This is a genomic window from Streptomyces sp. NPDC026062 (assembly GCF_055568375.1).
The window spans coordinates 1-26702 of sequence record NZ_JBVHOQ010000071.1; the positions used below are offsets into that span (position 1 = coordinate 1).

The 26702-nt window shown below is 70.1% G+C and carries 11 protein-coding genes and 1 pseudogene; all 12 read left to right on the plus strand.

The annotated features are described in order from the left end of the window. Positions 1–80 (plus strand): annotated as a pseudogene (locus tag ACZ4LX_RS36330) (IS5/IS1182 family transposase); the annotation flags it as partial. Positions 81–1154: 1074 nt separating this feature from the next. Next, positions 1155–1484, plus strand: a complete 330-nt coding sequence (locus tag ACZ4LX_RS36335) for a hypothetical protein (protein WP_467721376.1) — start codon at positions 1155–1157, stop codon at positions 1482–1484. Between the two features lie 619 nt (positions 1485–2103). Further along, the gene (locus tag ACZ4LX_RS36340) at positions 2104–2802 is read left to right on the plus strand and encodes an AfsR/SARP family transcriptional regulator (RefSeq protein ID WP_467651302.1); all 699 of its coding nucleotides are present in this window, start codon (positions 2104–2106) and stop codon (positions 2800–2802) included. A 138-nt stretch (positions 2803–2940) separates the two neighbouring features. Then, positions 2941–3549, plus strand: a complete 609-nt coding sequence (locus tag ACZ4LX_RS36345) for a dTDP-4-dehydrorhamnose 3,5-epimerase family protein (protein WP_467651301.1) — start codon at positions 2941–2943, stop codon at positions 3547–3549. Between the two features lie 90 nt (positions 3550–3639). After that, the gene (locus ACZ4LX_RS36350; RefSeq protein WP_467651300.1) at positions 3640–4638 is read left to right on the plus strand and encodes a Gfo/Idh/MocA family protein; all 999 of its coding nucleotides are present in this window, start codon (positions 3640–3642) and stop codon (positions 4636–4638) included. A 1047-nt stretch (positions 4639–5685) separates the two neighbouring features. Next, the gene (gene rfbA, locus ACZ4LX_RS36355; RefSeq protein WP_467721374.1) at positions 5686–6591 is read left to right on the plus strand and encodes a glucose-1-phosphate thymidylyltransferase RfbA; all 906 of its coding nucleotides are present in this window, start codon (positions 5686–5688) and stop codon (positions 6589–6591) included. Beyond that, entirely contained in the window at positions 6578–7612 is a 1035-nt protein-coding gene (gene rfbB, locus ACZ4LX_RS36360) for a dTDP-glucose 4,6-dehydratase (protein ID WP_467651298.1), read from the plus strand. The genes rfbA and rfbB overlap by 14 nt, the downstream gene beginning before the upstream one ends. Before the next feature lie 76 nt (positions 7613–7688). Beyond that, positions 7689–8972 (plus strand): acyl-CoA dehydrogenase family protein, encoded by a 1284-nt coding sequence (locus ACZ4LX_RS36365; protein WP_467651297.1) that lies wholly within the window; start codon positions 7689–7691, stop codon positions 8970–8972. A gap of 50 nt (positions 8973–9022) precedes the next feature. Beyond that, positions 9023–10144: a DegT/DnrJ/EryC1/StrS family aminotransferase gene (locus ACZ4LX_RS36370; protein ID WP_467651296.1), complete on the plus strand. Its 1122-nt coding sequence runs from the start codon at positions 9023–9025 to the stop codon at positions 10142–10144. A gap of 73 nt (positions 10145–10217) precedes the next feature. After that, on the plus strand, positions 10218–11462 hold the full coding sequence (locus tag ACZ4LX_RS36375) for a methyltransferase domain-containing protein (protein ID WP_467651295.1): 1245 nt from the start codon (positions 10218–10220) through the stop codon (positions 11460–11462). Positions 11463–11607: 145 nt separating this feature from the next. Beyond that, positions 11608–11970, plus strand: coding sequence for an allene oxide cyclase barrel-like domain-containing protein (locus tag ACZ4LX_RS36380; protein ID WP_467651294.1), 363 nt, complete (start codon positions 11608–11610; stop codon positions 11968–11970). A 108-nt stretch (positions 11971–12078) separates the two neighbouring features. Further along, positions 12079–26702 (plus strand): SDR family NAD(P)-dependent oxidoreductase (locus ACZ4LX_RS36385; RefSeq protein ID WP_467651293.1); only part of this gene is annotated, 14624 nt, incomplete at its 3' end.

A 26702-nucleotide genomic window follows, 5' to 3' on the forward strand; every position in this document is an offset into this window, starting at 1 on the left:
TCTTCCGAAGATCCCGCATCAGCCCCAACCGCATGAGCGTCATCACGAAAGCCGTCCTCACCCTGGAGAGGCAACGCTGAAAATGCTCAGTGGCCAGATTTTGAGGCAGTGGCCGTGATCGAAGCGGACCGTGCCGTCATCAGGGTCCGGTAGGCCGGCCCACGCCGTTCCGGCGAAGGGCAGGACTGCTGCGGCCAGTTGTCTGTGGTGGCCGTTGTCTTCGAGGCTGCGCAGCCTCAGGGCGTGGTGGTCGGCAAGGGCTGGGTCTGCGGAGCGGCGGAGGCGGAGCGGCGGAGGCGGGGTGATGGAGGCGGAGTGGCGGAGGCGGGGTGATGGAGGCGGAGTGGCGGAGGCGGGGTGATGGAGGCGGAGTGGCGGAGGCGGAGTGGCGGAGGCGGGGTGATGGAGGCGGAGTGGCGGAGGCGGAGTGGCGGAGGCGGGGTGATGGAGGCGGAGTGGCGGAGGCGGGGTGATGGAGGCGGAGTGGCGGAGGCGGGGTGATGGTGCGCGGCCTCGCGCAGGAAGGGAACGGGCCGAGAGGTCTCGGCCGTCCGGTTCACCGACGCCTGGGACATCCGCCGCTGCGACGAGTGCGGTGGCCCGACCGCGGCGAGCCCGCGCCGGGCTGCGACGAGTGCGGTGGCCGGGGCAAGCCCGGAATTCTGGTGGATGCCCGGTCCGGCGAAGTAACGGACCCCGGCGCCGGCTGATCTCCCGCCCCGGCCTTCGGGTCTCCGCCTTCCGCCGGCCCGACGGCAGGCGGAGACCCTTGTATACGCTTCCGGTTCGGATCCCGGAACTCCCGCCGCTCCGCGCCCGGCGGCCTGCCCCGGCCCGCTGTCCGCCCTGCGTACGAACCCCCGCCCTCCCCGCGATCGCTCAGCCCGCGCCGCCCGCCGGCCGCCACGGACATCTCCGCGCGCGGCCGGTCCGAAGTCGGTCCGAAGTCGAAGCGCTCCGGCGAACGTCCGCCCCAGCCTCCCTCAGCTACCTGCGTCCACACAGTTCAGGCCGACGACACAGCTTCACCACGAACGTGAACGCGGGCCGGCCCCGGCCGCCCGGCCCGCCGCCGCCCGCACCCAGCGGCGCCAGGCCGAGCGGGAGACCGCCGCCCCGGCGAGACCCTCCCCCCCTTTTTCTGTCTCCTGGACCTGCCCGGCCCGGGCGTGAGGATCACGGCCACCGTGATCCTCACGATCAGCCACGACAGTAGCTTCTCAGCCACCGGACACCTCGCCTCCCGCGCCGGACCCGCCCCCGCCACGAAGCCCTCGGGCGCCTCCGTCCGCGGCGACCCCGCACCCCGCGGCGCCAGAACCGGCTCCTCGAACGCGCGCTGTTCAAGGCCCGTCACGCCCGTGGCCGGCACAGCCTCTCAGACCATGCCGGCCACCGCTGCCCCTCAGCCACCAGGAATTCCGCCCCGGGTGACGTTCCGAAATGCGCCATCACTCACTACAAGCCGCCCCACCGGGGTTTGACGAAATAGATATAGGGGAACCCGCCCCAACACCCCCAGGACATTACGGGCGTACTGTCGAGCAAGACGGCCGCCCGGTCCCACTGACGGATCGCGGGTGGATGGCGTACGCACGCTGATGGCCAGAAAGCGCCCTTGCGGCATCCTCCTCCCGGCCGGAAAACTCACCGGCAGCGCTTGTCGGAATCACGACGTGACCCGGAGTCGGGAGTCCCATCACGTTACGTTTCCCGACTGCGCCTCGCAGGCATGCCCACATCGTGGTGGGTTTACATTCCTAACGGGGGAACTGAAGTGAGAATCGTGCGCGCCGCCGCCACAGCGGCATCACGAGAGGTGCCCGTTCGACCGCTCCGCTCTCCGGACCGGCCGCAGCTGTTATCGCCGTGACCGCGGCACAGGGTGACACCTGCAGCGCCACCGCACTCGCCCGGGTAAGCAATGCCGAATTCGAGGCCGGCACCACCTGGCATCGGCAAGTCCACCACCCCCCCTTCTTATCGTCACCGCCGGCAGCTTTGGCATCGCCCTGACTCTGGAGGCACGGATTGAGGTACGAGATTCTCGGCCCTGTTCGCATCTCAGTCGCAGACGAAACGTCTTCGGTCGGAACGTACAAGATGGAATTGCTGTTGAGGACGCTGCTGGTCCGCAACGGTCAGGTCGTATCGCTCGACCAGCTGACGCAGGAGCTGTGGGGAGCGACCCCGCCTGTGCGCGCGGATGCATCCCTGCACGTCTACGTGTCGCAATTACGGAAGATCCTCTACAAAATATCCCTCAGCAACGACTGCATCACCACCCGCTCCCCCGGCTACGTCCTGAACCTGGGGCGCGCCGAGGTCGACCTCAACCTCTTCATGGCTCTTCTGGAGAAGGGCCGGCGGCAGATGGGCACGGGCAACCACGCCGCGGCGGCCGAAAGTCTGACGCAGGCGCTGGCGCTCTGGCGCGAATCCGTGCACGCGTCGTCCTTCGAGGGGCCGATAATCCAGGAATTCGCCAACGGAACCGAAGAACTGCGCGTCGAGTGCGGAGAGTTGCTCGCCCGTTCGCTGCTGGCGTCGGACCAGGCCCGGGAGGCCATCCGCATCCTGCATTCGCTTACCGTCGAATACCCGCTGCGGGAAGACTTCTACGCCCTGCTCATGGAGGCCCTCAGCCGGTCCGGGCGCAGGGCGGACGCCCTGAAGGTCTACCAGACCGCGCGGAAGACGATGCGCGAGGAGCTGGGCCTGGAACCCTGCCGGTTCCTGCAAGAAACTCATGAGTTCATTCTGAACGACCGATTGGACGAGCTCCAGTTCATGCGTACGTGAACGCCGGCAGGACGGGGCGCCGCCCCTCGGCCGCCGGCACCGTCACCGTATGACTCCGGCATCTTCCGTTCGGCGTCCGGCCCACTTCCGTCACATTCAACAGCCATCCGATCCCACTTGTCGACGAAGGAAACCACCGTGCCCGGTATTGAGATATCGGAGACGTCCATCCCCGGGGCGTATCGAATCAAGACGAATCACCTGTTGGACCGGCGAGGCGAATTCTACGAAGCGTGGCAGTTCAGCGAACTCCTCCAACAGGCAGGCCACCGCTTCGAGATACGGCAGGTGAACTACTCGGTCTCCAAGAAGAACACGCTCCGCGGGATTCACGGCACCACGATTCCGCCCGGCCAGACAAAACTGGTCACCTGTGTGCGGGGGGCGGCCATGGACGTGGCGGTCGACCTGCGGGTCGGTTCGCCGACATTCGGCCAGTACGACGTGACCTTGCAGGAGGCCGGAACCGGGATCGGCGTCTATCTCGCCGACGGCATCGGCCACGCGTTCCTCGCCCTGAGCGACGACACGTGCATGAACTACCTGTGCGGCGCACAGTACGTGCCGGGCACGATGATCGACGTCCAGGCGCTCGATCCCGCGATCGGCATCCCCTGGGAGCTGGACGGCCCGCCGATCACGTCGGACAAGGACGCCGCAGCCCCCACTCTCTCCGAGGCGGTCGAGCGCGGCCTGCTCCCCACCTACGAACAGGCGCTGGCATCCGCCGAACCGCATGCTGCCTGATGCGCCTCGTCCTCTCCTGTGCGCTGTGGCCTGGAACATCACGCCGCGCCGCCGGCGAGTTATCACCGCAACCTTGTCCAGGGAGTTCTGATGGAGCATTCGGGAAGCGTCACCCCGGTCCGCGTGGGAGTGATCGGATGTGCCGACATCGCATGGCGGCGCGCTCTGCCCGCGTTCGAGGCCGAACCGCTCACCGAGGTGACAGCCATCGCCAGCCGGGTCCAGGACCGGGCGCGCCGGTTCACCGACCGGTTCGGCGGGGAGCCCGTGGAGGGTTACGCCGCTCTGCTGGAACGTGACGACGTCGACGCGGTGTACATTCCGCTTCCGGCCGTACTGCACGCCGAGTGGATCGACCGGGCGCTGCGCGCGGGCAAACACGTCCTTGCGGAGAAACCGCTCACCACCGACCGGGTCCAGGCCGAGGCTCTGTTCACACTGGCCGCAAAACGTCAGCTTCTGCTCATGGAGAACTTCATGTTCCTCCACCATTCTCAGCACCAGCGGGTCGCGGCCATGCTCGCGGACGGCGTCATCGGAGAACTCCGCTCCTTCGCAGCCGGCTTCACGATCCCGCCCAAGCCGCAGGGCGATATCCGGTATCAGGCCGATGTGGGCGGGGGCGCGTTGCTGGACATCGGTGTGTATCCGATCCGCGTGGCCGGTTTCTTCCTCGGCATGAACCTGGACGTCGCGGGCGCCGTTCTCCGGCACAATCGATCCCACGGTGTCGTGGTCGGAGGCAACGCGCTCATGACGACCGGCCAAGGGGTGACCGCACAGCTCACATTCGGCATGGAGCACTCCTACACCAACAGCTACGAGTTCAGGGGCAGCACCGGCCGCCTCTGGCTGAACCGCGTCTTCACCCCCCCGGCGACCCACCAACCAGTGGTTCATATCGAACGACAGGATCACGCCGAACAGTTCGTTCTGCCCTCGGAGGACCAGTTCGCCAAAAGCATCAGGGCCTTCGCCCAGGCAGTTCTCGGCGGAGACCACCCCGAGGAATGGTCACGGAACTCCATAAGCCAAGCAACTCTGGTGGATGCCATCCGGACGAACTCGAACGACATCTACTTCCCCTGACCCTCTTCCTCCGTGATGGCCCGCCGACAGATCCGGCGGGCCATCAGACGCTCCGCGGCCGAGCACGGACAGAACCACGGCCCGGGTGTCATCCCGGACGGGTACCGGATTGCCCTGCCCGCGACCCATCGTCCTGCTACCGTCGCGCCCTGCCCGCGACCCATCGTCCTGCTACCGTCGCCTCCCGGCCGACCGGGCTCCGGGCTCATTCCCCTACGGCCCGCGCGACGCGGATCGTCCGAAAGAACGGTGCCGCCGCAGCCGACGTGAACGCCGCCCGGGCGAGAAGCTCCCAGGGAAAAGCGGCCCACCCCGACACCACCGACCCAGGCCAGGGGCATGCGACGTGCTCGTCCGAGGTGCTGCGGCTGTCGTCGTACGCCCGCCGGGAATTGCGGGACAGGCCGTGGGCAAGCATCGTTCCAGGCTGCTCTTAGAGCCGATTAAGAAGCCTTTTGTGCAGCAACAATAGGGTTGATCGTAACCGTTGAGGTTTCGGCCGGCAGTGAGCTTCATCAGGGGCGTCCGGCGTACAGGTCTCGGAGGGCAGCGAGGGGGTTGGGCAATGTTCGCGGACGGTGGAGATGCGGGAGCGGACGGGGCCGGCTTCCGCGCGTCGGTCATGGTCCGCCGGGGTCCGGAAATCACCGCCCGGCACAGATCCGCAGCGACCACGGCTTCACGACCGGTTGCCGATTACCTGGCCGAGGTCGGCGGCCTGCTCCGGCTGGTCTTCCAGATCTCCTTGACCGGCTCCGGGCGGTACCCGGTGCCCGCGCGCGGTAATTGCCGGTGCGGGCTTCCCGGACGGCCCGTCGTGGGAGGGCTGCCGGACGGGTGGTACGCATGCGCGTCCGGTCGCCCGTTCGGGCACCGCGATTCCCTCGGTCTGCCGCCCGGCCGTCGTGGCCTGTTCCTCGATCACGGCAGTCCGGGCGCGGACCAGCGGTCTCGGCGCCGCTCCTCTTCGCGCGAGGGCGGTGAAGCACCCGTGCAGTCACGAATGATCAGCGATTACGTCCCGCGACTCGGCTTATGACGGCAAAGGTGTCACCCGTGAAGGGAATAATTCTGGCCGGGGGAACTGGAACGCGTCTCTATCCACTGACCTCTGCCCTCTCCAAGCAGTTGCTTCCGGTGTACGACAAACCCATGATCTACTACCCTCTGTCCACTCTCATGCTGGGTGGTGTGCGGGACTTCCTCGTGATTTCGACTCCGAGGGATCTGCCGCTTTTCCGGAAGGTGCTCGGCGACGGTGCGGAACTCGGCCTGCGGATTTCCTATGCGGAGCAGCCGCGAGCCGCTGGTATCGCCGATGCCTTCCGGGTCGGGGCCGAGTTCGTCGGCTCCGACCCGGTGTCCCTCATCCTGGGTGACAACATCTTTCATTCCCCGGAACTGCCTGATGTCCTGGCGCGCAGCATGAAGGAAGCGGGCGGCTGCACGCTGTTCGGTCACACGGTTGCCGACCCGCGTCCGTACGGGGTGGTGGAGAAGGGTTTGGACGGAAGTGTGATCGGGATCGAGGAGAAGCCGTCCCGGCCGCGGAGTTCGGAGATCGCGACCGGTTTGTACGTCTACTCCAGTGACGTTGTCGAGATAGCTCACCGCATCACGCCGTCGGCGCGCGGGGAGCTCGAGATCACCGATGTGAACCGGGTCTATCTGGAGGAGGGCCGGGCCTGGCTGCACTCGCTCGGGCCGGGCAGCACGTGGCTGGACGCGGGTACCTATGACGGTCTGCTGGACGCGACGCGTTTCGTGCGGGAGCAGCAGTGTGGGGGCGGCCGGGTCGCCTGCCTGGAGGAGATCGCGCTCCGCATGGGGTACATCGATGCCGAGAGTTGTTACTTCCTCGGCAAGAAGCACAAGAACTCGGGGTACGGCCAGTACGTAATGGGAATTTCCAGCGACACCGACCGGGGCGGGCTGACTTATGTCGAGCAATAATCGTGTGGTCGTCACCGGGGGTGCCGGGTTCATAGGTTCGCACTACGTGCGGCAGGTCATTTCGGGTGCGTATCCGGAGTTCGCTGACGCCTCCGTTGTCGCTCTCGACAAGCTGACCTACGCGGGGAACGTGGAGAATCTGGCTCCGGTCTCCGACGACCGTCGGTTCGAGCTGGTGGTCGGAGATGTCTGCGACGCGGACCTGTTGGCCGATGTGCTCCCGGGTGCGGACGTCGTCGTTCACTTTGCCGCGGAGTCCCATGTGGACCGCTCGATCGCCGACCCGGCCGACTTCATGCACACCAATGTGCAAGGTACTCATACCGTGCTGAATGCCTGCCTGGACGCGGGGGTGCGGCGCGTGGTGCAGGTGTCCACCGACGAGGTCTACGGCTCGATCGATGCCGGCTCCTGGAGCGAGGACCATCCGCTTGAGCCGAACTCGCCGTACTCGGCGTCCAAGGCGAGTGCTGATCTCGTCGCGCGCTCCTACTACCGAACCTACGGACTTCCGGTGTGTGTGACGCGGTGCTCGAACAACTACGGCCGCTATCAGTTCCCCGAGAAGATCATTCCGCTGTTCATCACGAGCCTTCTGGAGGGTGAGGAGCTCCCGCTGTACGGAGACGGCGGCAACGTGCGCGACTGGCTGCATGTGGACGACCACTGTCGTGCCATCCAGTTGGTGGTGGAGGGCGGCCGGCCCGGCGATGTCTACAACATCGGCGGCGGGACGGAGCTCACCAATCGCGACCTCACGGCGCAGCTGCTGAAGGAGACGGGCTCGGACTGGTCGTGTGTGCGGAACATTCCCGACCGTCCGGGCCACGACCGGCGGTATTCGGTGGACTGGACGAAGATCAGGGACGAGTTGGGCTACATGCCGCGCGTCGGCTGGGCGGACGGGCTCGCGGACACGGTCCGCTGGTACGTGGAGAACGAGTCCTGGTGGGCACCGCTGCGCCGGGCAGCGGCCCGTCCGCGGGGCGGCGCGCACTCCCCTGCCGGAGTGACGGGCTGACCCCGGATCCCCTGGTGCTGCCGAGAGCATGCCCATGACGCCGATGACCGTCGATGGAGAGAGTACGGAGCAAGTCATGACGGAGCACGTATTGTCCTCAGGTACGACCCCCCATGCCCCGGCAACGGAGTTCAACGCACCGGTCACTTCCGCCGGCCGTGTCCTGCTCGAGCGGCTTGCCGAGCACCTGCCGCACATCCGGGCCACCGCGGCGGAGAACGATCGTGACGGCAGGTTTCCCACCGAGACCTTCGACGCCCTGCGCAAGGAAGGCCTGATGGGCGCGACGGTGCCCGCCGGGCTGGGTGGGCTGGGAGTGGAGCGGCTGTTCGATGTGGGGGTCGCGCTCCAGGCGGTGGCGCAGGCCGACGCCTCGACGGCGCTGGCGCTGCATCTGCAGCTCAGCCGGGGGCTCACTCTCGGCTACGAGTGGCGGCACGGTGATGAGAACGCCCGCGGGCTGGCCGAGCGGCTGATGCGGATGATGGTGGCGGGCGAGGCTGTCATGTGCTCCGGCATCAAGGACCATCATTCCGCGGTGACGACACTGACGCCCGACGGATCGGGCGGGTGGCTGTTGTCCGGCCGCAAGACGCTGGTGTCCATGGCGCCCATCGGCACGCACTTCTTCATCAACGCGCGCACGGACGGGACGGGCGAACCGCCGAGGCTGGTGTCTCCGGTCGTCAGGAGCGACACTCCCGGGTTCACCGTCCTGGACAACTGGGACGGTCTCGGGATGCGCGCGTCGGGCACGATGGACATCGTCTTCGACCGTTGCCCCATCCCTGCCGAGGATGTGATGGTGCGCGATGTCGTGGGGGCTCGCAGGGACGCGGTCCTGGCAGGTCAGACGGTCAGTTCGGTCTCGATGCTGGGTCTGTACGTCGGTGTCGCACAGGCCGCCTACGACTTGGCGGTGGCGGCGCTCGGACGCCGGTCGGCCGCTCCGCAGGCTGCGGCGCGGACCCTGGTGGCGGAGCTGGATGCCCGTCTCTACACGCTGCGTTCGACCCTCGGCACCGCGTTGACCGTGGTCGACGCGTTGAACGCCGATCTGTCGGGGGACCTCGACGAGCGTGGCAGGCAGATGATGCGGCACTTCCAGCGCGCCAAGATGACGGTCAATCAGATGGCTCCGGCCATCGTCAACGACTGTCTGACGCTGGTCGGCGGGGCGTCGTTCACGGGGGCCCATCCGTTGTCGCGGCTCTATCGCGATGTCCGGGCAGGCGGGTTCATGCAGCCGCACGCCTATGTGGACGGCGTGGACTTCCTGAGCGCGCAGGCGCTCGGGATCGAGCGGGACAACAACTACATGAGTACCTGGGCGGCCCGCTCCACGGTCAACGGAAACTAAGCGGATCCATCGCGTTGTACGCCAATGTCACGAATGTCACGGTGAGGGAAATGACGACTCGTGTATGGGACTACCTACCGGAGTACGAGCAGGAAAAGGCGGACCTGTTACAGGCTGTCGAGACGGTCTTCGAGTCCGGGCAGCTGGTTCTCGGCAAGAGCGTGCAGGGCTTCGAGGCCGAATACGCGGCCTATCACGGAGTGGGGCACTGCGTCGGCGTCGACAACGGCACCAACGCCGTGAAGCTGGGGCTGCAGGCTCTCGGTGTCGGCCCCGGGGACGAGGTGATCACGGTGTCGAACACCGCGGCGCCGACCGTGGTCGCGATCGACGGGACGGGGGCGACGCCGGTCTTCGTGGATGTGCGCGAGGACGACTACCTGATGGACACCGATCAGGTCGCGGACGCCATCACGCCGCGCACGAAGGCCCTGCTGCCCGTGCACCTGTACGGACAGTGCGTCGACATGGCTCCGCTTCGGCGGCTGGCCGAGGAGCACGGGCTGGCCGTCCTGGAGGACTGCGCCCAGGCGCACGGAGCACGGCAGCACGGCAGGGTGGCGGGCTCGATGGGGGACGCCGCGGCGTTCTCGTTCTATCCGACGAAGGTGCTGGGGGCCTACGGTGACGCCGGCGCCGTCATCACCGATGACGCCGAGGCCGACCGCCGGCTGCGGCAGCTGCGCTACTACGGGATGGACAAGGTCTACTACGTCGTCCGGACTCCGGGGCACAACTCCCGTCTCGACGAGGTGCAGGCCGAGATCCTGCGCCGCAAGCTGGGCCGCCTCGACACGTACATCGCGGGCCGGCGGGAAGTGGCCCGCCGGTACGAGGAGGGCCTGTCGGACCTCACCGGCCCCGGCGGGCTGGTCCTGCCGTCGGTGGCGGAGGGCAACGAGCACGTCTACTACGTGTACGTGGTGCGGCATCCTCGCCGCGACGAGATCATCGAGCGGCTCAAGCGGTACGACATCTCGCTGAACATCAGTTACCCGTGGCCGGTCCACACCATGACCGGGTTCGCCGGTCTCGGGTATGCCGAAGGGTCGCTGCCGGTCACCGAGCGGCTCGCGGGCGAGATCGTGTCGCTGCCCATGTATCCGTCGCTGCCCCGGCACCAACAGGACAAGGTGATCGAGGCACTGCGCGAGGTCCTGGCCGAGCTGTGACGTTCTGGAGCCCGTTCCGCGGTCAGGAGTGCGCTCGGCCGCTCAGCAACCGTGACCGAGAAGGAGTTCGTTCATGACCGGAGTTATCGACGCCATCCCCCAGGGGGCCTGCCGGATATGCGGCGGCACCGTCGAGGAGTTCCTCGATCTGGGCCGGCAGCCTCTGTCCGACCGGTTCCTGAAACCGGCCGACATCGACGGGGAGTTCTTCTACCGGCTCGCCGTCGGACAGTGCGGCGCGTGCACGATGGTGCAGCTGACCGAGGAGGTGCCCCGGCACCTGATGTTCCACGACGACTACCCGTATTACTCGTCGGGCTCCACGGTGATGCGCGAGCACTTCGCCGGCGTCGCCCGAACGTTCCTGGACACTGAACTGACCGGGGACAATCCCTTCATCGTGGAGATGGGCTGCAACGACGGGATCATGCTGGACACGATCCAGGAGGCGGGTGTCCGGCACCTGGGGTTCGAGCCCTCGACGGGCGTGGCCGAGGTGGCACGCGCGAAGGGCGTGCGGGTGCGCACCGACTTCTTCGAGGAGGCGACGGCCAGAAAGGTGCGTGCCGCCGAGGGGCCGGCGGATGTCATCTACACCGCCAACACCATGTGTCACATCCCGTACCTGGATTCGGTCCTGAAGGGGGCCGACGCGCTGCTCGCCCCGGACGGTGTGTTCGTCTTCGAGGACCCGTACCTCGGTGACATCGTCGCCAAGACCTCCTTCGACCAGATCTACGACGAGCACTTCTATCTGTTCTCGGCCGGTTCGGTCCAGGCCATGGCCGACCGGTTCGGTTTCGAGCTGGTGAACGTGGAGCGGCTGCCGGTGCACGGCGGCGAAGTCCGTTACACGCTCGCACGCAAGGGCATGCGCACTCCGGCCGAGGCCGTCGCCCTGCTGCTCGCCGACGAACGCGATCAGAAGCTCACCGAGCTCGCGACGCTGCGGGCGTTCGCGGCGAACGTGGGGAAGATCCGGGAGGATCTGGTGGCCCTGCTGGAGCGGCTGCGTGCGGAGGGACGCAGCGTGGCCGGCTACGGCGCGACCGCGAAGAGCGCGACGGTGACGAACTTCTGTGGCATCGGACCCGAGCTGGTGTCGTTCGTGTGCGACACGACGCCGAGCAAGCAGGACCGGCTGACTCCGGGACAGCACATCCCGGTCCGGCCCGCGGCGGCGTTCTCCGATCCCTACCCGGACTACGCGCTGCTGTTCGCCTGGAATCACGCTGAGGAAATCATGGCCAAGGAGCAGGAGTTCCAGGAGTCCGGCGGTCGTTGGATCCGGTACGTTCCGCGGGTACATGTGACCTGATCCACGGGGGTGTCAGCGCAGACCTAGGCTGAATTAAGACCCACCGTAGATGATTCTGACAGGTGTTCTTCCGACAGAGTTCTGTGTTTTTTGGGAAGGGAGCTTCATGTATCTGGAAAATCTCCGGGAAGTTTGCCACACGACCGTGCACCAGGAGACCCGTCCCGGTGTCGGGCACCACGTCAGGTTCACCGAGGAGTTGTACGACTCCAGCGGGAACCTGGTGTCCACCTCGGAGGGCATGGCCGTGGTGTTCGGGGACCCGGAGGACGGCAGCCTGATGCAGCTGATGACGGCCACCGAGAAGCTCGCGGACGGTGTCATCAGCTGGACCGGGACGGTCCGTCAGGAAAACCCGGGCGGCGGCGAGTTCGTCGTCAACCGGCTCCCCGCGATCGGTGTCAGCGGCCGTTACGCCGGAAAGACGGGGACGCGGACCTTCAAATTCGTGGAACGGCCTGACGCGAACACGACGATCGCCGAAGCCACTCTTTTCATGGAGGACTGAACCGCCCCCGGCCGAGCGGCCCGCAAGCGACCAGGAGAAAAGTTGGTCGCTCGGTTTTCCGTGCCATTTTCAGAACCACAGGTGTGCGAGGAAGGCGGTCAGGACGCCATGGCGAATTCCACTGATTCGGGGGGCGTGCGCCCGGGGCCGAACGACCCGATCGCCATCGTCGGGTTGTCCTGTCGGCTTCCCCAGGCGCCGGATCCCTCGGCGTTCTGGCGGCTGTTGCGCGAGGGCCGGTCCGCCATCACCGAGACCCCCGCCGACCGGTGGACCGGTACGGAGCGGACGGCCGGGCTCCGGCACGGCGGTTTCCTCGACGACGTGGAAGGGTTCGACGCGGCGTTCTTCGGTGTCTCCCCGCGCGAGGCCTCCAGCATGGACCCGCAGCAGCGGCTGATGCTGGAGCTGGCCTGGGAGGCTCTGGAGGACGCGATGGTCGTCCCGGCGGCCCTGGCGGGCGGCCGGACCGGTGTCTTCGTCGGGGCTCTCGGCAGCGACTACGCGTCCCTGCTGCACCAGCGTGGTCCCGAGGCGAGCACCCAGTACTCGTTGACCGGCACCGGCCGGGGCATCATCGCCAACCGGATCTCGTACACGCTCGGGCTGCGCGGCCCGAGTCTCACCGTGGACACCGCGCAGTCGTCGGCGCTGGTGGCCGTGCATCTGGCCTGCGAGAGCATCGCGTCCGGTGAGTCGGCCATGGCGCTGGCCGGCGGAGTCAGCCTGAACCTGGCGGCCGGCGCCGCGGTGGAGACGGAGCGGTTCGGGGGGCTCTCCCCGGACGGGCGCTGCCACACCTTCGACGCGCGTGCGAACGGTTACGTCCGTGGTGAGGGCGGCGGGTTCGTCCTTCTCAAGCCGCTGTCGCGCGCCCTGGCCGACGGCGACCCGGTGTACTGCGTGATCCGGGGCACCGGGGTGAACAACGACGGCGCCACCGACGGCCTCACGGTGCCGAGCGTCGAGGCGCAGCGGGATGTGATCCGGCTGGCTCACGAGAGGGCGTGTCTGGATCCCGGTGACGTCCAGTACGTGGAACTGCACGGCACCGGCACCAAGGTGGGCGATCCCGTCGAAGCCGCGTCCGTCGGGGCCGCGGTCGGCGCGAGCCGTTCGGACGGGCCCGTTCACGTCGGCTCGGCCAAGACCAACGTCGGGCACCTGGAGGGGGCTGCCGGGATCGTCGGTCTCATCAAGGCCGCGCTGTGTGTGAAGCACCGCGAGATCCCGGCGAGCCTGAACTACGCCACGCCCAACCCGCGGATAGCCGCCGACGCGCTCAACATCGAGGTGCGCACGCGGTCCGGCCCGTGGCCGAAGCCGGACGCGCCGCTGGTGGCGGGCGTCAACTCGTTCGGCATGGGCGGGACGAACTGCCACGTGGTGGTCTCCGATTCCCCGGCCGCCGTCGCGGGCACCGCCCCGGCGGACACGGCTCCGGTGCCGGGCACGGTTCCCGCCGACGTGCCGATGGTGCCATGGGTGCTCTCCGGGGCGGACGAGGCGGCGCTTCGCGCCCAGGCCGCCGCCCTTCGGGCCGTCGTGGAAGAGGGTGCGGATCTCGACCCGGTCGATGTCGGCTGGTCGCTGCTCACCACCCGGTCGGCTTTCGAGCACCGTGCCGTCGTCCTCGGTGACGGCCGGGAGCGCCTGCTGCACGGGCTGGCCGCGGCGGCGTCCGGTGACGACGCGGCGGGCCTGGTCACCGGACGCGCCGGCGAGGCCGGCGGGACGGTGTTCGTCTTTCCCGGGCACGGCACCCAGTGGCCCGGCATGGGGCTGGACCTGGCCAAGACCTCCCCGGTCTTCGCCCGGCACCTGTACGCGTGCGACGCCGCCCTGCGGCCGCACACCGGCTGGTCGCTCCTGGACGTTCTGCGCGGTGAGCCGGGCGCCCCCGAACTCGACCGCGTCGATGTCGTCCAGCCCGCCATCTTCGCCGTCACCGTCGCCCTGGCCCGGCTGTGGCAGCACCACGGTGTCACCCCCGATGCCGTCATCGGGCACTCCCAGGGCGAGATCGCCGCCGCGCACATCGCCGGAGCCCTCTGCCTCGAGGATGCCGCCAGGATCATCACCCACCGCGGGCTCGCCGCGAAGACGATCGCCGGCACCGGCGGCATGGCCGCCGTCCCGCTCTCCCCCGAGCGGGTTGCCGAGGACCTGGCCGCATATCCGGGCCTGAGCGTCGCCGGGATCAACTCCCCCCACAACACAGTGGTCTCCGGCGACCTGGACTCGGTCCGGCGCCTCCTGGACCACTACCGGGAACAGAACGTCAACGCCCGCTCCGTGCCGATCGGCTACGCCTCGCACTCGGCCCACATCGAGCCGCTGCGTGAGCGGTTCACACAGTCCCTGGCCGGCATCACCCCCGGGGTGCCTCACATCCCCTTCCACTCCACCGCCCGTCCGGGCACCCGCCCCGCGTTCGACGCCGAGTACTGGTACGACAACCTGCGCAACCCCGTGCAGTTCCACGCCGCGCTCACCGAGCTGCTCGGCACGGGGCACACCCGCTTCGTCGAGACCAGTCCGCACGCCGTCCTGACCACACCCCTGCACCACGTCATCGACGCCACCGGACGTGACGCGGTCGCGGTCGGCACTCTCCGGCGGGACAAGCCTGCCTGGCCGGCCTTCGTCCACTCGATGGGCCGTCTGTACGTCCACGGCGGGGAAGTCGACTGGGCCTCGCTCTTCGGGGGACGGCCGCCGCAACGGGTGCCGCTGCCGACGTACCGCTTCCAGCGCAGCCGCCACTGGCTTCCGTCCGGGCCCGGGCAGCACCACGCTCCCGTACCTGACCGCCCGGCGGCCGCGGAACCCGTGCCGCGGTCGGCGAAGGACCGGCTGGCCGCACTGCCGGAGCCGGAGCTCAGGCGGACGCTGCTGGCTCTGGTGCGGAGCCGGGCCGCCGCTGTCCTGGAACACGACGACGCGGGCATCGACATGGCGCGGTCGTTCAAGCAGCTCGGTTTCGACTCGCTTCTCGCGGTGGAACTGCGGAACAGACTGGCGGTCTCGACCGGTCTCGATCTGCCGGCGTCCCTGCTGTTCGACCGCCCCACGCCGGCCGCCCTCGCCGAGCACCTGCGGGACCGGCTCACCACGGGTGGCGACGCGCCGCCGGAGGAGCCGGTGCCGGTGCCGGCGGGGGCCGACGGCACGGATGACCCGATCGCCATCGTGGGCATGGCATGCCGGTTCCCGGGGGGCGTGCAGTCCCCCGAGGAGCTGTGGCGGCTGGTGGAGACGGGGACGGACGCGATCTCGGACTTCCCCGGCAACCGGGGGTGGGACCTGAACGCCCTCTTCGCCCCGGACTCGGGGCCCTCGGGCACCTCGTCGGTGCGGCGCGGCGGATTCGTGCGGGAAGCCGACATGTTCGACCCGGCGTTCTTCGGTATCAGCCCGCGTGAGGCGCTGGCGATGGACCCGCAGCAGCGGCTGCTGCTGGAGGTCTCCTGGGAGGCGCTGGAACGCGCGGGTATCGCCCCGTCGTCGCTGCGCGGCGGCCGGACGGGTGTGTTCGTCGGGGCGATGTCGCAGGAGTACGGGCCGCGCCTGAGCGAGGGCGGCGAGGAGGTCGACGGCTTCCTGCTCACCGGCACGACCTCCAGCGTGGCCTCCGGCCGGATCGCGTACACGCTGGGGCTGCAGGGCCCGACGCTCACGGTGGACACCGCCTGCTCGTCGTCGCTGGTGGCGCTGCATCTCGCCGTCCAGGCGCTGCGCGGCGGGGAGTGCCCGCTCGCCGTGGCGGGCGGTGTGAACGTGATGGCCTCACCCGGCATCTTCGTCGAGTTCAGCCGTCAGCAGGGGCTCTCCCCCGATGGCAGGTGCAAGGCGTTCGCCGACGCGGCGGACGGCACCGGCTGGTCGGAGGGTGCCGGGATGGTCGTGCTCGAACGGCTGTCGGACGCGCGCCGCAACGGCCACCGGGTGCTCGCCCTGATCCGCGGGTCCGCGATCAACTCCGACGGTGCCAGCAACGGGCTCACCGCGCCGAACGGGCCGTCCCAGGTGCGGGTGATCCGCCAGGCGCTGGCCGGCGGCGGTCTGGAGCCGTCCGACGTGGACGTGGTCGAGGCGCACGGTACCGGTACACGTCTCGGCGACCCGATCGAGGCGCAGGCCCTCATCGAGGCCTACGGACAGAACCGTCCGCAGGACTCGCCGCTGTGGCTGGGCTCCTTGAAGTCGAACATCGGCCACGCGCAGGCGGCGGCCGGAGTCGGCGGCCTGATCAAGATGGTGATGGCGCTGCGTCACCGTGTGCTGCCGCGCACGCTGCATCTGGACGCCCCGACCCGGCATGTCGACTGGTCGGCGGGCACGGTTCAGCTGCTGGCCGAGGCGCGGCCCTGGCCCGGGACTCCGGTGCGGCGGGCGGCCGTGTCGTCGTTCGGTATCAGCGGCACCAACGCGCACATGGTGCTCGAACAGGCCCCCGAGGAAGAGGCGGTGGACGCGGGGGACGGTGAGGTGACCGTCCCGTGGCTGCTGTCGGCTCCGGACGATCAGGGGCTGCGGGACCGGGCGGAGCAGTTGCTCCAGCTCCTCGACAACGGGCAGGACGCGGCTGTCGCCGACATCGGCCGCGCGCTGTCGACCACCCGTGCGGTGTTCGCACGTCGCGCGGCTGTCACGGGTGCCGACCGGGCCACGCTCCGTACCGGCCTGGCCGCGCTCGCCGGCGGCGAGGCCGCGCCGGGTGTCGCGCTCGGCGCGGCCCGGGACCGGGGGAAGACCGTCTTCGTCTTCCCGGGGCAGGGCTCTCAGTGGGCGGGTATGGCCGCCGAGCTGATGGAGACCTCTCGGGTGTTCCGGGACGAGGCGCTCGCCTGCGCGGACGCGCTCCAGCCGCATCTGGACTGGTCCGTGCGCGATGCGCTGCGCGGGGCTGCCGGTGCTCCGGGGCTGGAGCGGTCCGATGTGGTGCAGTGCACGACTTTCGCCGTGGTGGCGGGTCTGGCGGCGCTGTGGCGTTCGGTGGGTGTGGAGCCCGACGCGGTGGTGGGCCACTCGCAGGGGGAGATCGCTGCCGCCTATGTGGCGGGCGCCCTCACGCTTTCGGACGCTGCTCGTGTGGTGGCGCTGCGCAGCACGGCGCTGCTGTCGCTGGCGGGTACCGGCGGCATGGTGACGGTGTCCGGTTCCCAGGACAGTGTGACGAGGCTGATCGGCCGCTGGGAGGGCAGGCTGTGGATCTCCGCAGTGAACGGCCCGTCCTCGACCGTGGTCGGCGGTGATGTGGAGGCGCTCGACGCACTGCTGGCGCACTGCGAGGCCGATGGTCTGTGGGCCCGCCGGGTCCCTGTGAACTATGCCTCCCACTGCCCGCACATGGCGGCGCTGGAGGACGAGCTGACGCGGAGGCTCGCCTCGGTCGCGCCTCGTACGCCGCAGCTCGACTTCCGCTCCACCGTCGAGGGCATCCGGCAGGAGCCGTTCCGCGTCGACGGGGAGTACTGGTATCAGAACCTGCGGCGCCAGGTGGCGTTCGCGCCGGCCGTCCGTGAGCTGGCGGCCTCGGGATTTGGCACGTTCATCGAGATCAGCCCGCACCCGGTGCTGACCACGACGATCGAGCAGACGCTGGAGGCGGCGGATGCCGGGGACGCTGTCGTGGTGGAGTCGCTGCGGCGGGACGACGGTGGCCTGACCAGGTTCGCGAGTTCCCTCGGCCTCGCCCATGTGCACGGGACCGACGTGGACTGGCAGGCCGTCTTCGACGGCAGGCCGGCGCGCCATGTGGATCTGCCCACCTACCCGTTCCAGCGGCAGCGGTACTGGATCGAGCCGAGTGCCGGCGGCGGGAACGCGGTCGGGCATGCCTTCCTGCGTACGGTGACGGAACTCGCGGGCGGCGAGGGGCACTTGTTCACCGGGAGGCTGTCTCGCGCGGCACGTCCGTGGCTGGCCGATCACGGTGTCCGGGGTGTCGTGTTCCTGCCCGGTACCGCGTTCCTCGACATGGTGGTGCGGGCCGGGGACGAACTGGGCTGCGGTTCGGTGGACGAGCTGACGCTGGAGACGCCGCTGCCGGTGCCCGAGGACGACGACGTCGAGATCCAGGTCGTCGTGGGCGCCGCTGACGAGTCGCGGCGCAGGCAGGTCAGGCTGTTCTCCCGGGTCGGTGACGGTGAGTGGACGCGCCATGCCACCGGTTTCGTGTCGGCCGGCTCCCCGGACGCCGGGGCCGCGCCCGTGTCCGGGGCTTGGCCTCCGCACGGCTCGGCCCAGCTCGACGTGGCCGAGCTGTACGACGGCCTTCGGGAGCACGGCTACGAGTACGGGCCCGCGTTCCAGAACGTCCAGGCCGCCTGGCAGCTCGGCGACACCTTGTTCGCCGAGGTCGCGCTTCCCGCCGGGCTGCGGGCCGAGGCGAGCCGAAGTGCCGTTCATCCGGCGCTGCTGGATGCCGCGCTGCATCCGCTGGCGGCGGTCGGGCTGCTCCGCAAGGACGAGGGCGGGATGCTGCTGCCGTTCTCCTGGTCGGGGTTCTGTGCGGTGCCGGGCGGTGCGGAGACGGTACGGGTGCGGCTGACTCCGGCCGGAGGCGACACCGTGCGGGTCGTGGTCACCGACGAGGCGGACTCCTCGGTCGTGGCGTCGGGGGTCCTCGCGCTGCGGTCGACGGCCGTCGACCGGCTCGGCCCGGGCGTCCAGAACCTCTACGGCGTCGTGTGGGAGCCGCTGTCGGCCGGTGTCCCCGATGCCACCGGCTGGGCCGTGATCGGCGACGACGCTCGTGTCAGCGGCCTGGCCGCCGACACGTATCCGGATCTCGCCACACTGCGGGAGGCGGTCGGACACGGTGCTCCCGTGCCCGGGATGGTGCTCGCGGCTCCTGCTGCCGCTTCGGACAGCGGCACCCCTGACGCGGCGGCGCACTCGCTCGCCGCTCGGACACTGGCCCTGGTTCAGGAGTGGCTCGCCGGGGAGGATCTGGAGACGGCGCGTCTGGTCATCGTCACGCGGGGCGCGACGACGGTCGATCCCGCCCGTGACGTTCCCTCTCCCGCGGCCGCGAGTGTGTGGGGGCTCGTGCGTACGGTGCAGAGCGAGCACCCCGGGCGGTTCGTCCTGCTCGACCTGGACGATGTGGACGACGAGGCTTGCGGGCGGGCGGTCGCGGCGGTCGCTCCGCGTGGTGAGCCCCAGCTGGCCGTCCGTGCGGGAGAGGTGTTCGTACCCCGGCTGGTTCCGGTGTCCCGGGCGGAACCGGACGCGGAGGTCCCGGCGTTCGACGGCACCGTGCTGGTGACCGGTGGCACCGGTCGGCTCGGCGCTCTGGTCGCCCGGCATCTGGTGACCGCGCACGGGGCGCGGCAGTTGCTGCTGGTCAGCCGCAGTGGTGAGGGTGCCGAGGGGGCCGCCGAACTGGCGGACGCTCTGCGTGCTTTGGGCGCGCAGGTCTCGTTCGCCGCCGTCGACGTGGCCGACCGGGCGGCGCTGGCCGGGGTGATCGCCGCTGTCCCGGCCGACCGTCCGCTGCGCGCTGTCGTGCACCTGGCGGGGGTCCTGGACGACGGGACGGTCACCTCGCTCACCGCGGAGCGGGTCGGTGCGGTGCTGCGCCCGAAGGCGGACGCGGCCTGGAACCTGCACGAGCTCACCCGTGACCTTCCGCTCACCGCGTTCGTCCTGTTCTCCTCCGTGATCGCCACGGTGGGCGGGCCGGGGCAGGCCGGTTATGCGGCGGCCAACGCGTTCCTGGACGCTCTGGCCGAACACCGCCGGGTGGCGGGGCTCCCGGCGGTCTCGCTGGCCTGGGGCCTGTGGTCCGGGGCGAGCGGCATGACCGGGCATCTCACCGAGACCGACCGGGCGCGGCTGCGGCGTGGCGGGATCGCCGCGATGGAGACCGGTGAGGCGCTCGCGCTGTTCGATGTCGCGCTGGCCGCCGGCCGGCCGGCTCTGGTGCCCGCCAGGGTCGACCTGGTAGCGCTGCGGGCGGAGAACGACGAGGTGCCCGCGGTATTCCGGCGGCTGCTGCCCCGTACGGGCAAGCCGGCCGCGCGGGCCCAGGTCAGGGGGGCCGCCGCGCTGACCCGGCGGCTGGCCGGGCTGTCCCCGGCCGAACGGGAGGCGGCGCTCCTGGATCTCGTCCGTGCCGAGGCGGCCGGTGTGCTCGGTCTCGGCGAGCTGGGCCTGATCGAACCGGAGCGGGCGTTCCGGGAGCAGGGGCTGGACTCCCTGACCACGGTCGAGCTGCGTAACAGGATCGGTGCGGTGACCGGGCTGCGGCTGCCGGCCACGGTCGTGTTCGAGTATCCGACGGCGGCTGCGTTGGCCCGGTATCTCGGGGAGCGGATCACTGGTACGGGGGGTGTGGAGCAGGTTGGCTCGGCGGGGGTGCGGGACAACGATCCTGTGGTGATCGTGGGGATGGCGTGCCGCTATCCCGGCGGTGTGCGCTCTGCCGAGGACCTGTGGCGGCTGGTGGCCGAAGGCACCGACGCGATCGGGGAGTTCCCCACCGATCGCGGCTGGGACCTGGAGGCTCTCTACGATCCCGACCCCGACCATCCCGGTACGACCTACACGCGTCATGGCGGTTTTCTTCACAACGCCGCCGACTTCGACCCCGAGTTCTTCGGGATCAGCCCCCGTGAAGCGCTCGCCACCGATCCCCAGCAACGTCTTCTCCTCGAAACCGCCTGGGAGACCCTGGAGAACGCCGGGATCGACCCCGCCACACTGCGCGGCAGCCGTACCGGTGTCTTCACCGGCGTCATGTACGACGACTACGGCAACCAGCTGATGCAGGCCTCCCCCGACGGCTTCGAGGGGTTTTTGCTGGCCGGGACGCAGACAAGTGTGGCGTCCGGGCGGGTGTCGTACGTGCTCGACCTGGCCGGGCCGGCTCTGACGGTGGACACGGCGTGTTCGTCGTCGCTGGTGGCCCTGCATCTGGCGGTCCAGGCGCTGCGCAGCGGGGAATGTGATCTGGCTCTGGCCGGTGGTGTCACCGTCATGGCGACTCCTGCGGCTTTCATCGAGTTCAGCCGTCAGCGCGGGCTCGCGCCCGACGGGCGTTCCAAGTCGTTCTCCGCCGATGCCGACGGAGCCGCGTGGAGCGAGGGTGTCGGCCTGCTTCTGGTGGAACGTCTCTCCGATGCCCGGCGCAACGGTCACCGTGTCCTGGCCGTGGTCCGCGGCTCGGCCGTCAACCAGGACGGGGCGTCCAACGGCCTCACGGCTCCGAGCGCCCCGGCGCAGCGCCGTGTGATCCGTGAGGCGCTGGCCGGTGCGGGGCTGTCGGCATCCGACGTGGACGCGGTCGAAGCGCACGGCACCGGTACCACTCTCGGCGACCCCATCGAGGCGGAGGCCATCCTCGCCACGTACGGACAGAACCGCCGGACCCCCCTCTGGCTCGGCTCGGTCAAGTCGAACATCGGTCACACGCAGGCGGCGGCGGGGGTCGCGGGGATCATCAAGATGGTCCAGGCGATGGACCACGGGGTGCTTCCCCGCACTCTGTACGCCGATGAGCCGACCCCGCACGTCGACTGGACCAGCGGAAGTGTCGAGCTTCTCACCGAGTCCCGTCCCTGGCCCGCGTTCGACCGGCCCCGCCGGGCGGGAATCTCCTCGTTCGGTATAAGCGGCACCAACGCCCACATCATCATCGAACAGGCCCCGGACACCGCACCGGCCGTGCAGGAAGAGCCTGCCGGTCCTGTCGCCTGGCTGCTTTCGGCCAAGACCGAATCGGCTCTGCGTGATCAGGCCGGGCGGCTGCTCGACCACATCGAAGCCAACCCGGGCCTGAGCCCGGTGGCTGTCGCCCGCACTCTGATGACGCGCGCCGGCTTCTCCCACCGCGCGGGGGTGGTCGGTGGCGGCGTGGACGAACTCCGTTGCGGGCTGGCCGCGCTGAGGGACGGGGCTCCGGCCGCGAATGTGGCGCAGGGTGCCGGGATCTCCGGGAAGACCGTGTTCGCCTTCCCCGGGCATGGTGCGCAGTGGGCGGGTATGGGCCTGGACCTGGTGGAGACCTCGCCGGTCTTCGCCGAACATCTCCGGGTCTGTGACGAGGCTCTGCGTCCGCACACCGGGTGGTCGCTGCTGTCGGTCCTGCGCGGCGAGCCGGACGCGCCCGAGCTGGACCGTGTCGATGTGATCCAGCCGGCCCTGTTCGCGCTCACGGTCGCACTGGCGCGGGTGTGGCAGGCGCACGGTGTCCGGCCGGACGCGGTCGTGGGGCATTCCCAGGGCGAGATAGCCGCCGCGCACATCGCGGGTGTGCTGACGCTGGAGGACGCGGCGAAGATCATCGCGCTGCGCGGTCAGGTCGCCGCCGGCATCGCGGGCGCCGGGGGGATGGTGGCCGTTCCGCTGCCGGTGGAGCGGGTCACCGCCGATCTGGTGTCCTACGGTGGCGCGTTGTCGGTCGCGGGTGTCAACTCGCCGCGTGCCACGGTGGTGTCCGGCGACCTCGATGCCGTCGGCCGTCTGATCGCGGCTTATCAGGACGAGGGTGTGGATGCCAGGGCCGTTCCGATCGGCTATGCCTCGCATTCGCCCCATATCGAACCGCTGCGCGCCCGGATGCTCGAAGCGCTCGCCGCTATCGAGCCCCGGGAGCCGGCCGTCCCGGTGTACACGACGGCGCGCGGGGTGGGTGACGGTGTCCGGTTCGACGCCGAGTACTGGTACGACAACCTGCGTAATCCGGTGCGGTTCCAGGACGCGGTCACCCGGCTGCTGGAGGACGGGTACACCCGGTTCGTCGAGGCGAGTCCCCACCCGGTGCTGGGCGCTTCGGTCGAGCACACCGCCGAGGAGCTCGGTACTGCGGCGGTGGCGGTCGGCACGCTGCGCCGTCGCCGGGGCGGCCGGAGCCAGTTGCTCGCCTCGCTGGCCCGCGCCCACGCGCACGGTGTCGCTGTGGACTGGGCGACGGTGCTCCCGGAGAGCGGGCTGCTCGCGCTGCCGGCGTATCCGTTCCGGCACCGGCGCTACTGGCTGCACCCGGCGGCGAGCCCGAGTTCGGCGGGAACGGCGACCGGGCACGCGCTGGTCGGCTCCACGACCGAGCTTCCTGACGAGCGGGGCCACATCCTGACCGGTCTGGTCTCCACCGCTACCCATTCCTGGCTGGCGGACCACAGCATCTTCGGCACGACACTGCTGCCGGGCACCGCGTTCCTGGATCTGGCCCTGCGTGCGGCGGTCGAGGCCGGCGGGGACCGGATCGACGGGCTCGTCCTGGAGAACCCCCTGGTTCTCCGGCATGACGTGCCCGTTCAGATCCATGTCAGCGTCTCCCCTGCCCAGGACGGCGGACAGCGCGACGTCGTGATCCACTCGCGCCCCGCGGGCCGGCCCGAGCAGTCGTGGGTCCGGCACGCCAGCGGCACGATCGCGGGGGCCGTCGCCGGGGGCGTGGCCGGGGGCTGGGACGGTGCGGCGGGTGTGTGGCCGCCGGCCGGAGCCGAACCCCTCGGCCTGGGCGACGCCTACGGCCGGCTCGGCGCCGGGGGATACGAGTACGGGCCGCTCTTCCAGGGGCTGCGGGCAGCGTGGCGGGCCGGCGACGAGGTCTTCGCCGAGGTTTCCCTGCCGAAGGACCATCACGTCTCGTTCGAGCGTTTCTGCGTGCATCCCGCGCTGCTGGACTCCGCGCTGCACACCCTCGTGCTCGGTCTGCTGGGCGAGCGCGAGGGGACATGGCTGCCGTTCTCCTTCACCGGTGTATCCCTGCATGCGACGGGTGCGAGCGGTCTGCGGATACGGCTGCGTCCGACCGGGGCGGACGAGATCGCCCTGGACATCGCCGATGTTTCCGGCGCCCCTGTCGCCACCGTCGAGTCGGTGGCGCTGCGTCCGGTCGACCCCGAGCGGTTGCGGGGCGATGCCCAGGGGGCCAGGCCGTTGTTCGAGCTCGGCTGGAAGGCTCTCGACCTGGCTGCGGCAGAGCCGCCACGGGCCGTCGTCCGGGGGGCGGGCTCCCTGGACGACGCCGGGCGGACCGCGCAGGCCGCGGTGTGGAGCGGCGGCGTCCCCTCGGACGGACCGGTACCGGAGGTGGTCTTCGCCGAGTGCTCCGCGCCTGACGAGAGCACGGGTGCCGAGGCCGTGCACGTTCTCGCCGGGCGGGCGCTGGAGCTCACGCGGCAGTGGCTCGCCGATGAGCGGACGGCCGCGTCCCGCCTGGTCGTCGTGACCCGGGGGGCCGTCGTCACCGGTCCGGGCGACCGGCTGACGGACCCGGCAGGGGCCGCCGTATGGGGTCTGGTCCGGTCGGCGCAGCTGGAACACCCGGACCGTTTCGTCCTGCTGGACCTCGACGGCGACGACGCCTCCGTCCGGGCGGCGGGTGCCGCGGCCGCGAGCGGCGAGCCACAGCTCGCGATCCGGAACGGCCAGGGCCATGTGCCCCGGCTCGCCAGGGTGCCTGCGACCGCCGGCGATGTCCCGTTCGACCCGGACGGTGTCGTCCTGATCACCGGAGGCACCGGGACTGTCGGTGCCCGCGTCGCCCGTCACCTGGTCGCCCGGCACGGCGTGTCCCGTCTGGTTCTGCTCGGCCGCCGGGGCCCGGACGCGCCCGGGGCCGGGGAACTGCGCGCCGAGCTGACCGCGCTGGGCGCCGAGGTCTCGGTCGTCGCCTGCGACGTCGCCGACCGCGACGACCTCGCCCGCGCTCTGGCCGCTCTGCCGGGGGACCGTCCGCTCTCGGCCGTCGTGCACGCTGCCGGGGTCCTGGACGACACGATGCTGACCGACCTGACCGCGCACCAGCTGCACACGGTGCTGCGGCCCAAGGTGGACGCGGCCTGGCATCTGCACGACCTCACCCGTGACGTGCCGCTGTCGGCGTTCGTCGTCTTCTCCTCCACCGCCGGCACGCTCGGGGCAGCGGGCCAGGCGAACTACGCGGCGGCCAACGCCTCTCTCGACGCGCTTGCCCATCATCGCCGGTCGCTGGGGCTGTCGGGCACGTCGCTCGCCTGGGGGCTCTGGGCCGAGGACAGCGACATGACCGGCTCCCTCACCCAGGCGCAGCGCGAGCGTCTGCACCGCCAGGGGCTGCGGCCCATGGCCGCCGAGCAGGCCTTGGACCTGTTCGACGCGGCGCTCGCGGCCGGGGCGCCGCACGTCGTCACCGCGGATCTGGATCAGCGTGCCCTTCACAGCCGTGCGGCCGAGGGCGATCTGCCCGCGGTGCTGAGCGGACTGGTCAGGCAGCGGCCCCGGCGCGCGGACGCGGGCGGCGCGGCCGGCGGAAGTGATCTGGCCGGACGGCTGTCCGGCCTGTCCGACGCCGAACAGGACGCGCTGCTGGCCGCACTCGTCCACGGTCACGTGACCGCCGTGCTCGGCCACTCCGCCCCTTTGGAGGGCGTCGCGGACCAGAACTTCAAGAACATCGGCTTCGACTCCCTCACCGCTGTCGAGCTGCGCAACCGGTTGAACACCGCGACCGGACTACGGCTTCCGGCGACGCTGGTGTTCGACCATCCCACCGTCAACGCGCTGGTGGGACATCTCAAGCAGCAGGTGGGTGCGGACGAGTCCTCGTCCTCGCCGGTCACCGTCGCGCCCCCCGTCCCGGCCGGCGAGCCGATCGTGATCGTGGGGATGGGGTGCCGCTATCCCGGCGGTGTGCGCTCTCCCGAGGACCTGTGGCGGCTGGTGGCCGAAGGCACCGACGCGATCGGGGAGTTCCCCACCAATCGCGGCTGGGACCTGGACGCCCTCTACGACCCCGACCCCGACCACCCCGGCACCGCGTACACCCGTCACGGCGGATTCCTGTACGGCCTGGGGGACTTCGACGCGGAGTTCTTCGGGATCAGTCCGCGCGAGGCGCTGGCGATGGACCCGCAGCAGCGGCTGCTGCTGGAGACCAGCTGGGAGACGTTCGAGAACGCGGGCATCGCGCCGGAGTCGTTGCGCGGCAGCCGTACCGGGGTCTTCACCGGTGTCATGTACGACGACTACGGCTCCCGGCTCATGCACCGGGCGCCCGAGGGCTACGAGGGCCAGCTGGGAACCGGGAGCGCGGGAAGCGTCGCGTCAGGTCGTCTGTCGTACACGTTCGGTCTGGAGGGTCCGGCCATCTCGGTGGACACGGCGTGCTCGTCGTCGCTGGTGGCTCTGCATCTGGCGGTCCAGGCGCTGCGCAACGGTGAATGCGATCTTGCCCTGGCCGGGGGTGTCACCGCCATGGCCACACCTGGCACCTTCGTGGAGTTCAGCCGTCAGCGGGGGCTGGCTCCTGACGGGCGGTGCAAGCCGTTCGCGGGTGCGGCCGACGGCACCGTCTGGGGTGAGGGGGTGGGGCTGCTACTGGTCGAGCGGCTGTCCGACGCCCGCCGCAACGGCCACCAGATCCTGGCCGTGGTCCGCGGTTCGGCGGTCAACCAGGACGGGGCGTCCAACGGGCTCACCGCCCCGAACGGTCCGTCTCAGCAGCGTGTCATCCAGCAGGCCCTGGCCGGTGCGGGCCTGTCGCCCACAGAGGTCGACGCCGTCGAGGCCCACGGCACCGGCACCCGGCTCGGCGACCCCATCGAAGCGCAGGCCCTGATCACCGCCTACCGCCCCGGACACACCGCCCAGCCTCTGTGGCTGGGCTCGGTCAAGTCGAACATCGGTCACACCCAGGCCGCCGCGGGTGTCGCGGGAATCATCAAGATGGTCCAGGCGATCCGCCACGGGATCCTCCCGAAAACCCTCCACATCGACGAACCCACCCCCCACGT

What these genes read in the sequence shown, in the direction of transcription:
- ACZ4LX_RS36340 (WP_467651302.1), top strand. Translation starts at nt 2,104, where the DNA reads ATGGAATTGCTGTTGAGGACGCTGCTGGTCCGCAACGGTCAGGTCGTA.
- ACZ4LX_RS36350 (WP_467651300.1), top strand. Translation starts at nt 3,640, where the DNA reads ATGGAGCATTCGGGAAGCGTCACCCCGGTCCGCGTGGGAGTGATCGGA.
- rfbB (WP_467651298.1), top strand. Translation starts at nt 6,578, where the DNA reads ATGTCGAGCAATAATCGTGTGGTCGTCACCGGGGGTGCCGGGTTCATA.
- ACZ4LX_RS36365 (WP_467651297.1), top strand. Translation starts at nt 7,689, where the DNA reads ATGACGGAGCACGTATTGTCCTCAGGTACGACCCCCCATGCCCCGGCA.
- ACZ4LX_RS36370 (WP_467651296.1), top strand. Translation starts at nt 9,023, where the DNA reads ATGACGACTCGTGTATGGGACTACCTACCGGAGTACGAGCAGGAAAAG.
- ACZ4LX_RS36375 (WP_467651295.1), top strand. Translation starts at nt 10,218, where the DNA reads ATGACCGGAGTTATCGACGCCATCCCCCAGGGGGCCTGCCGGATATGC.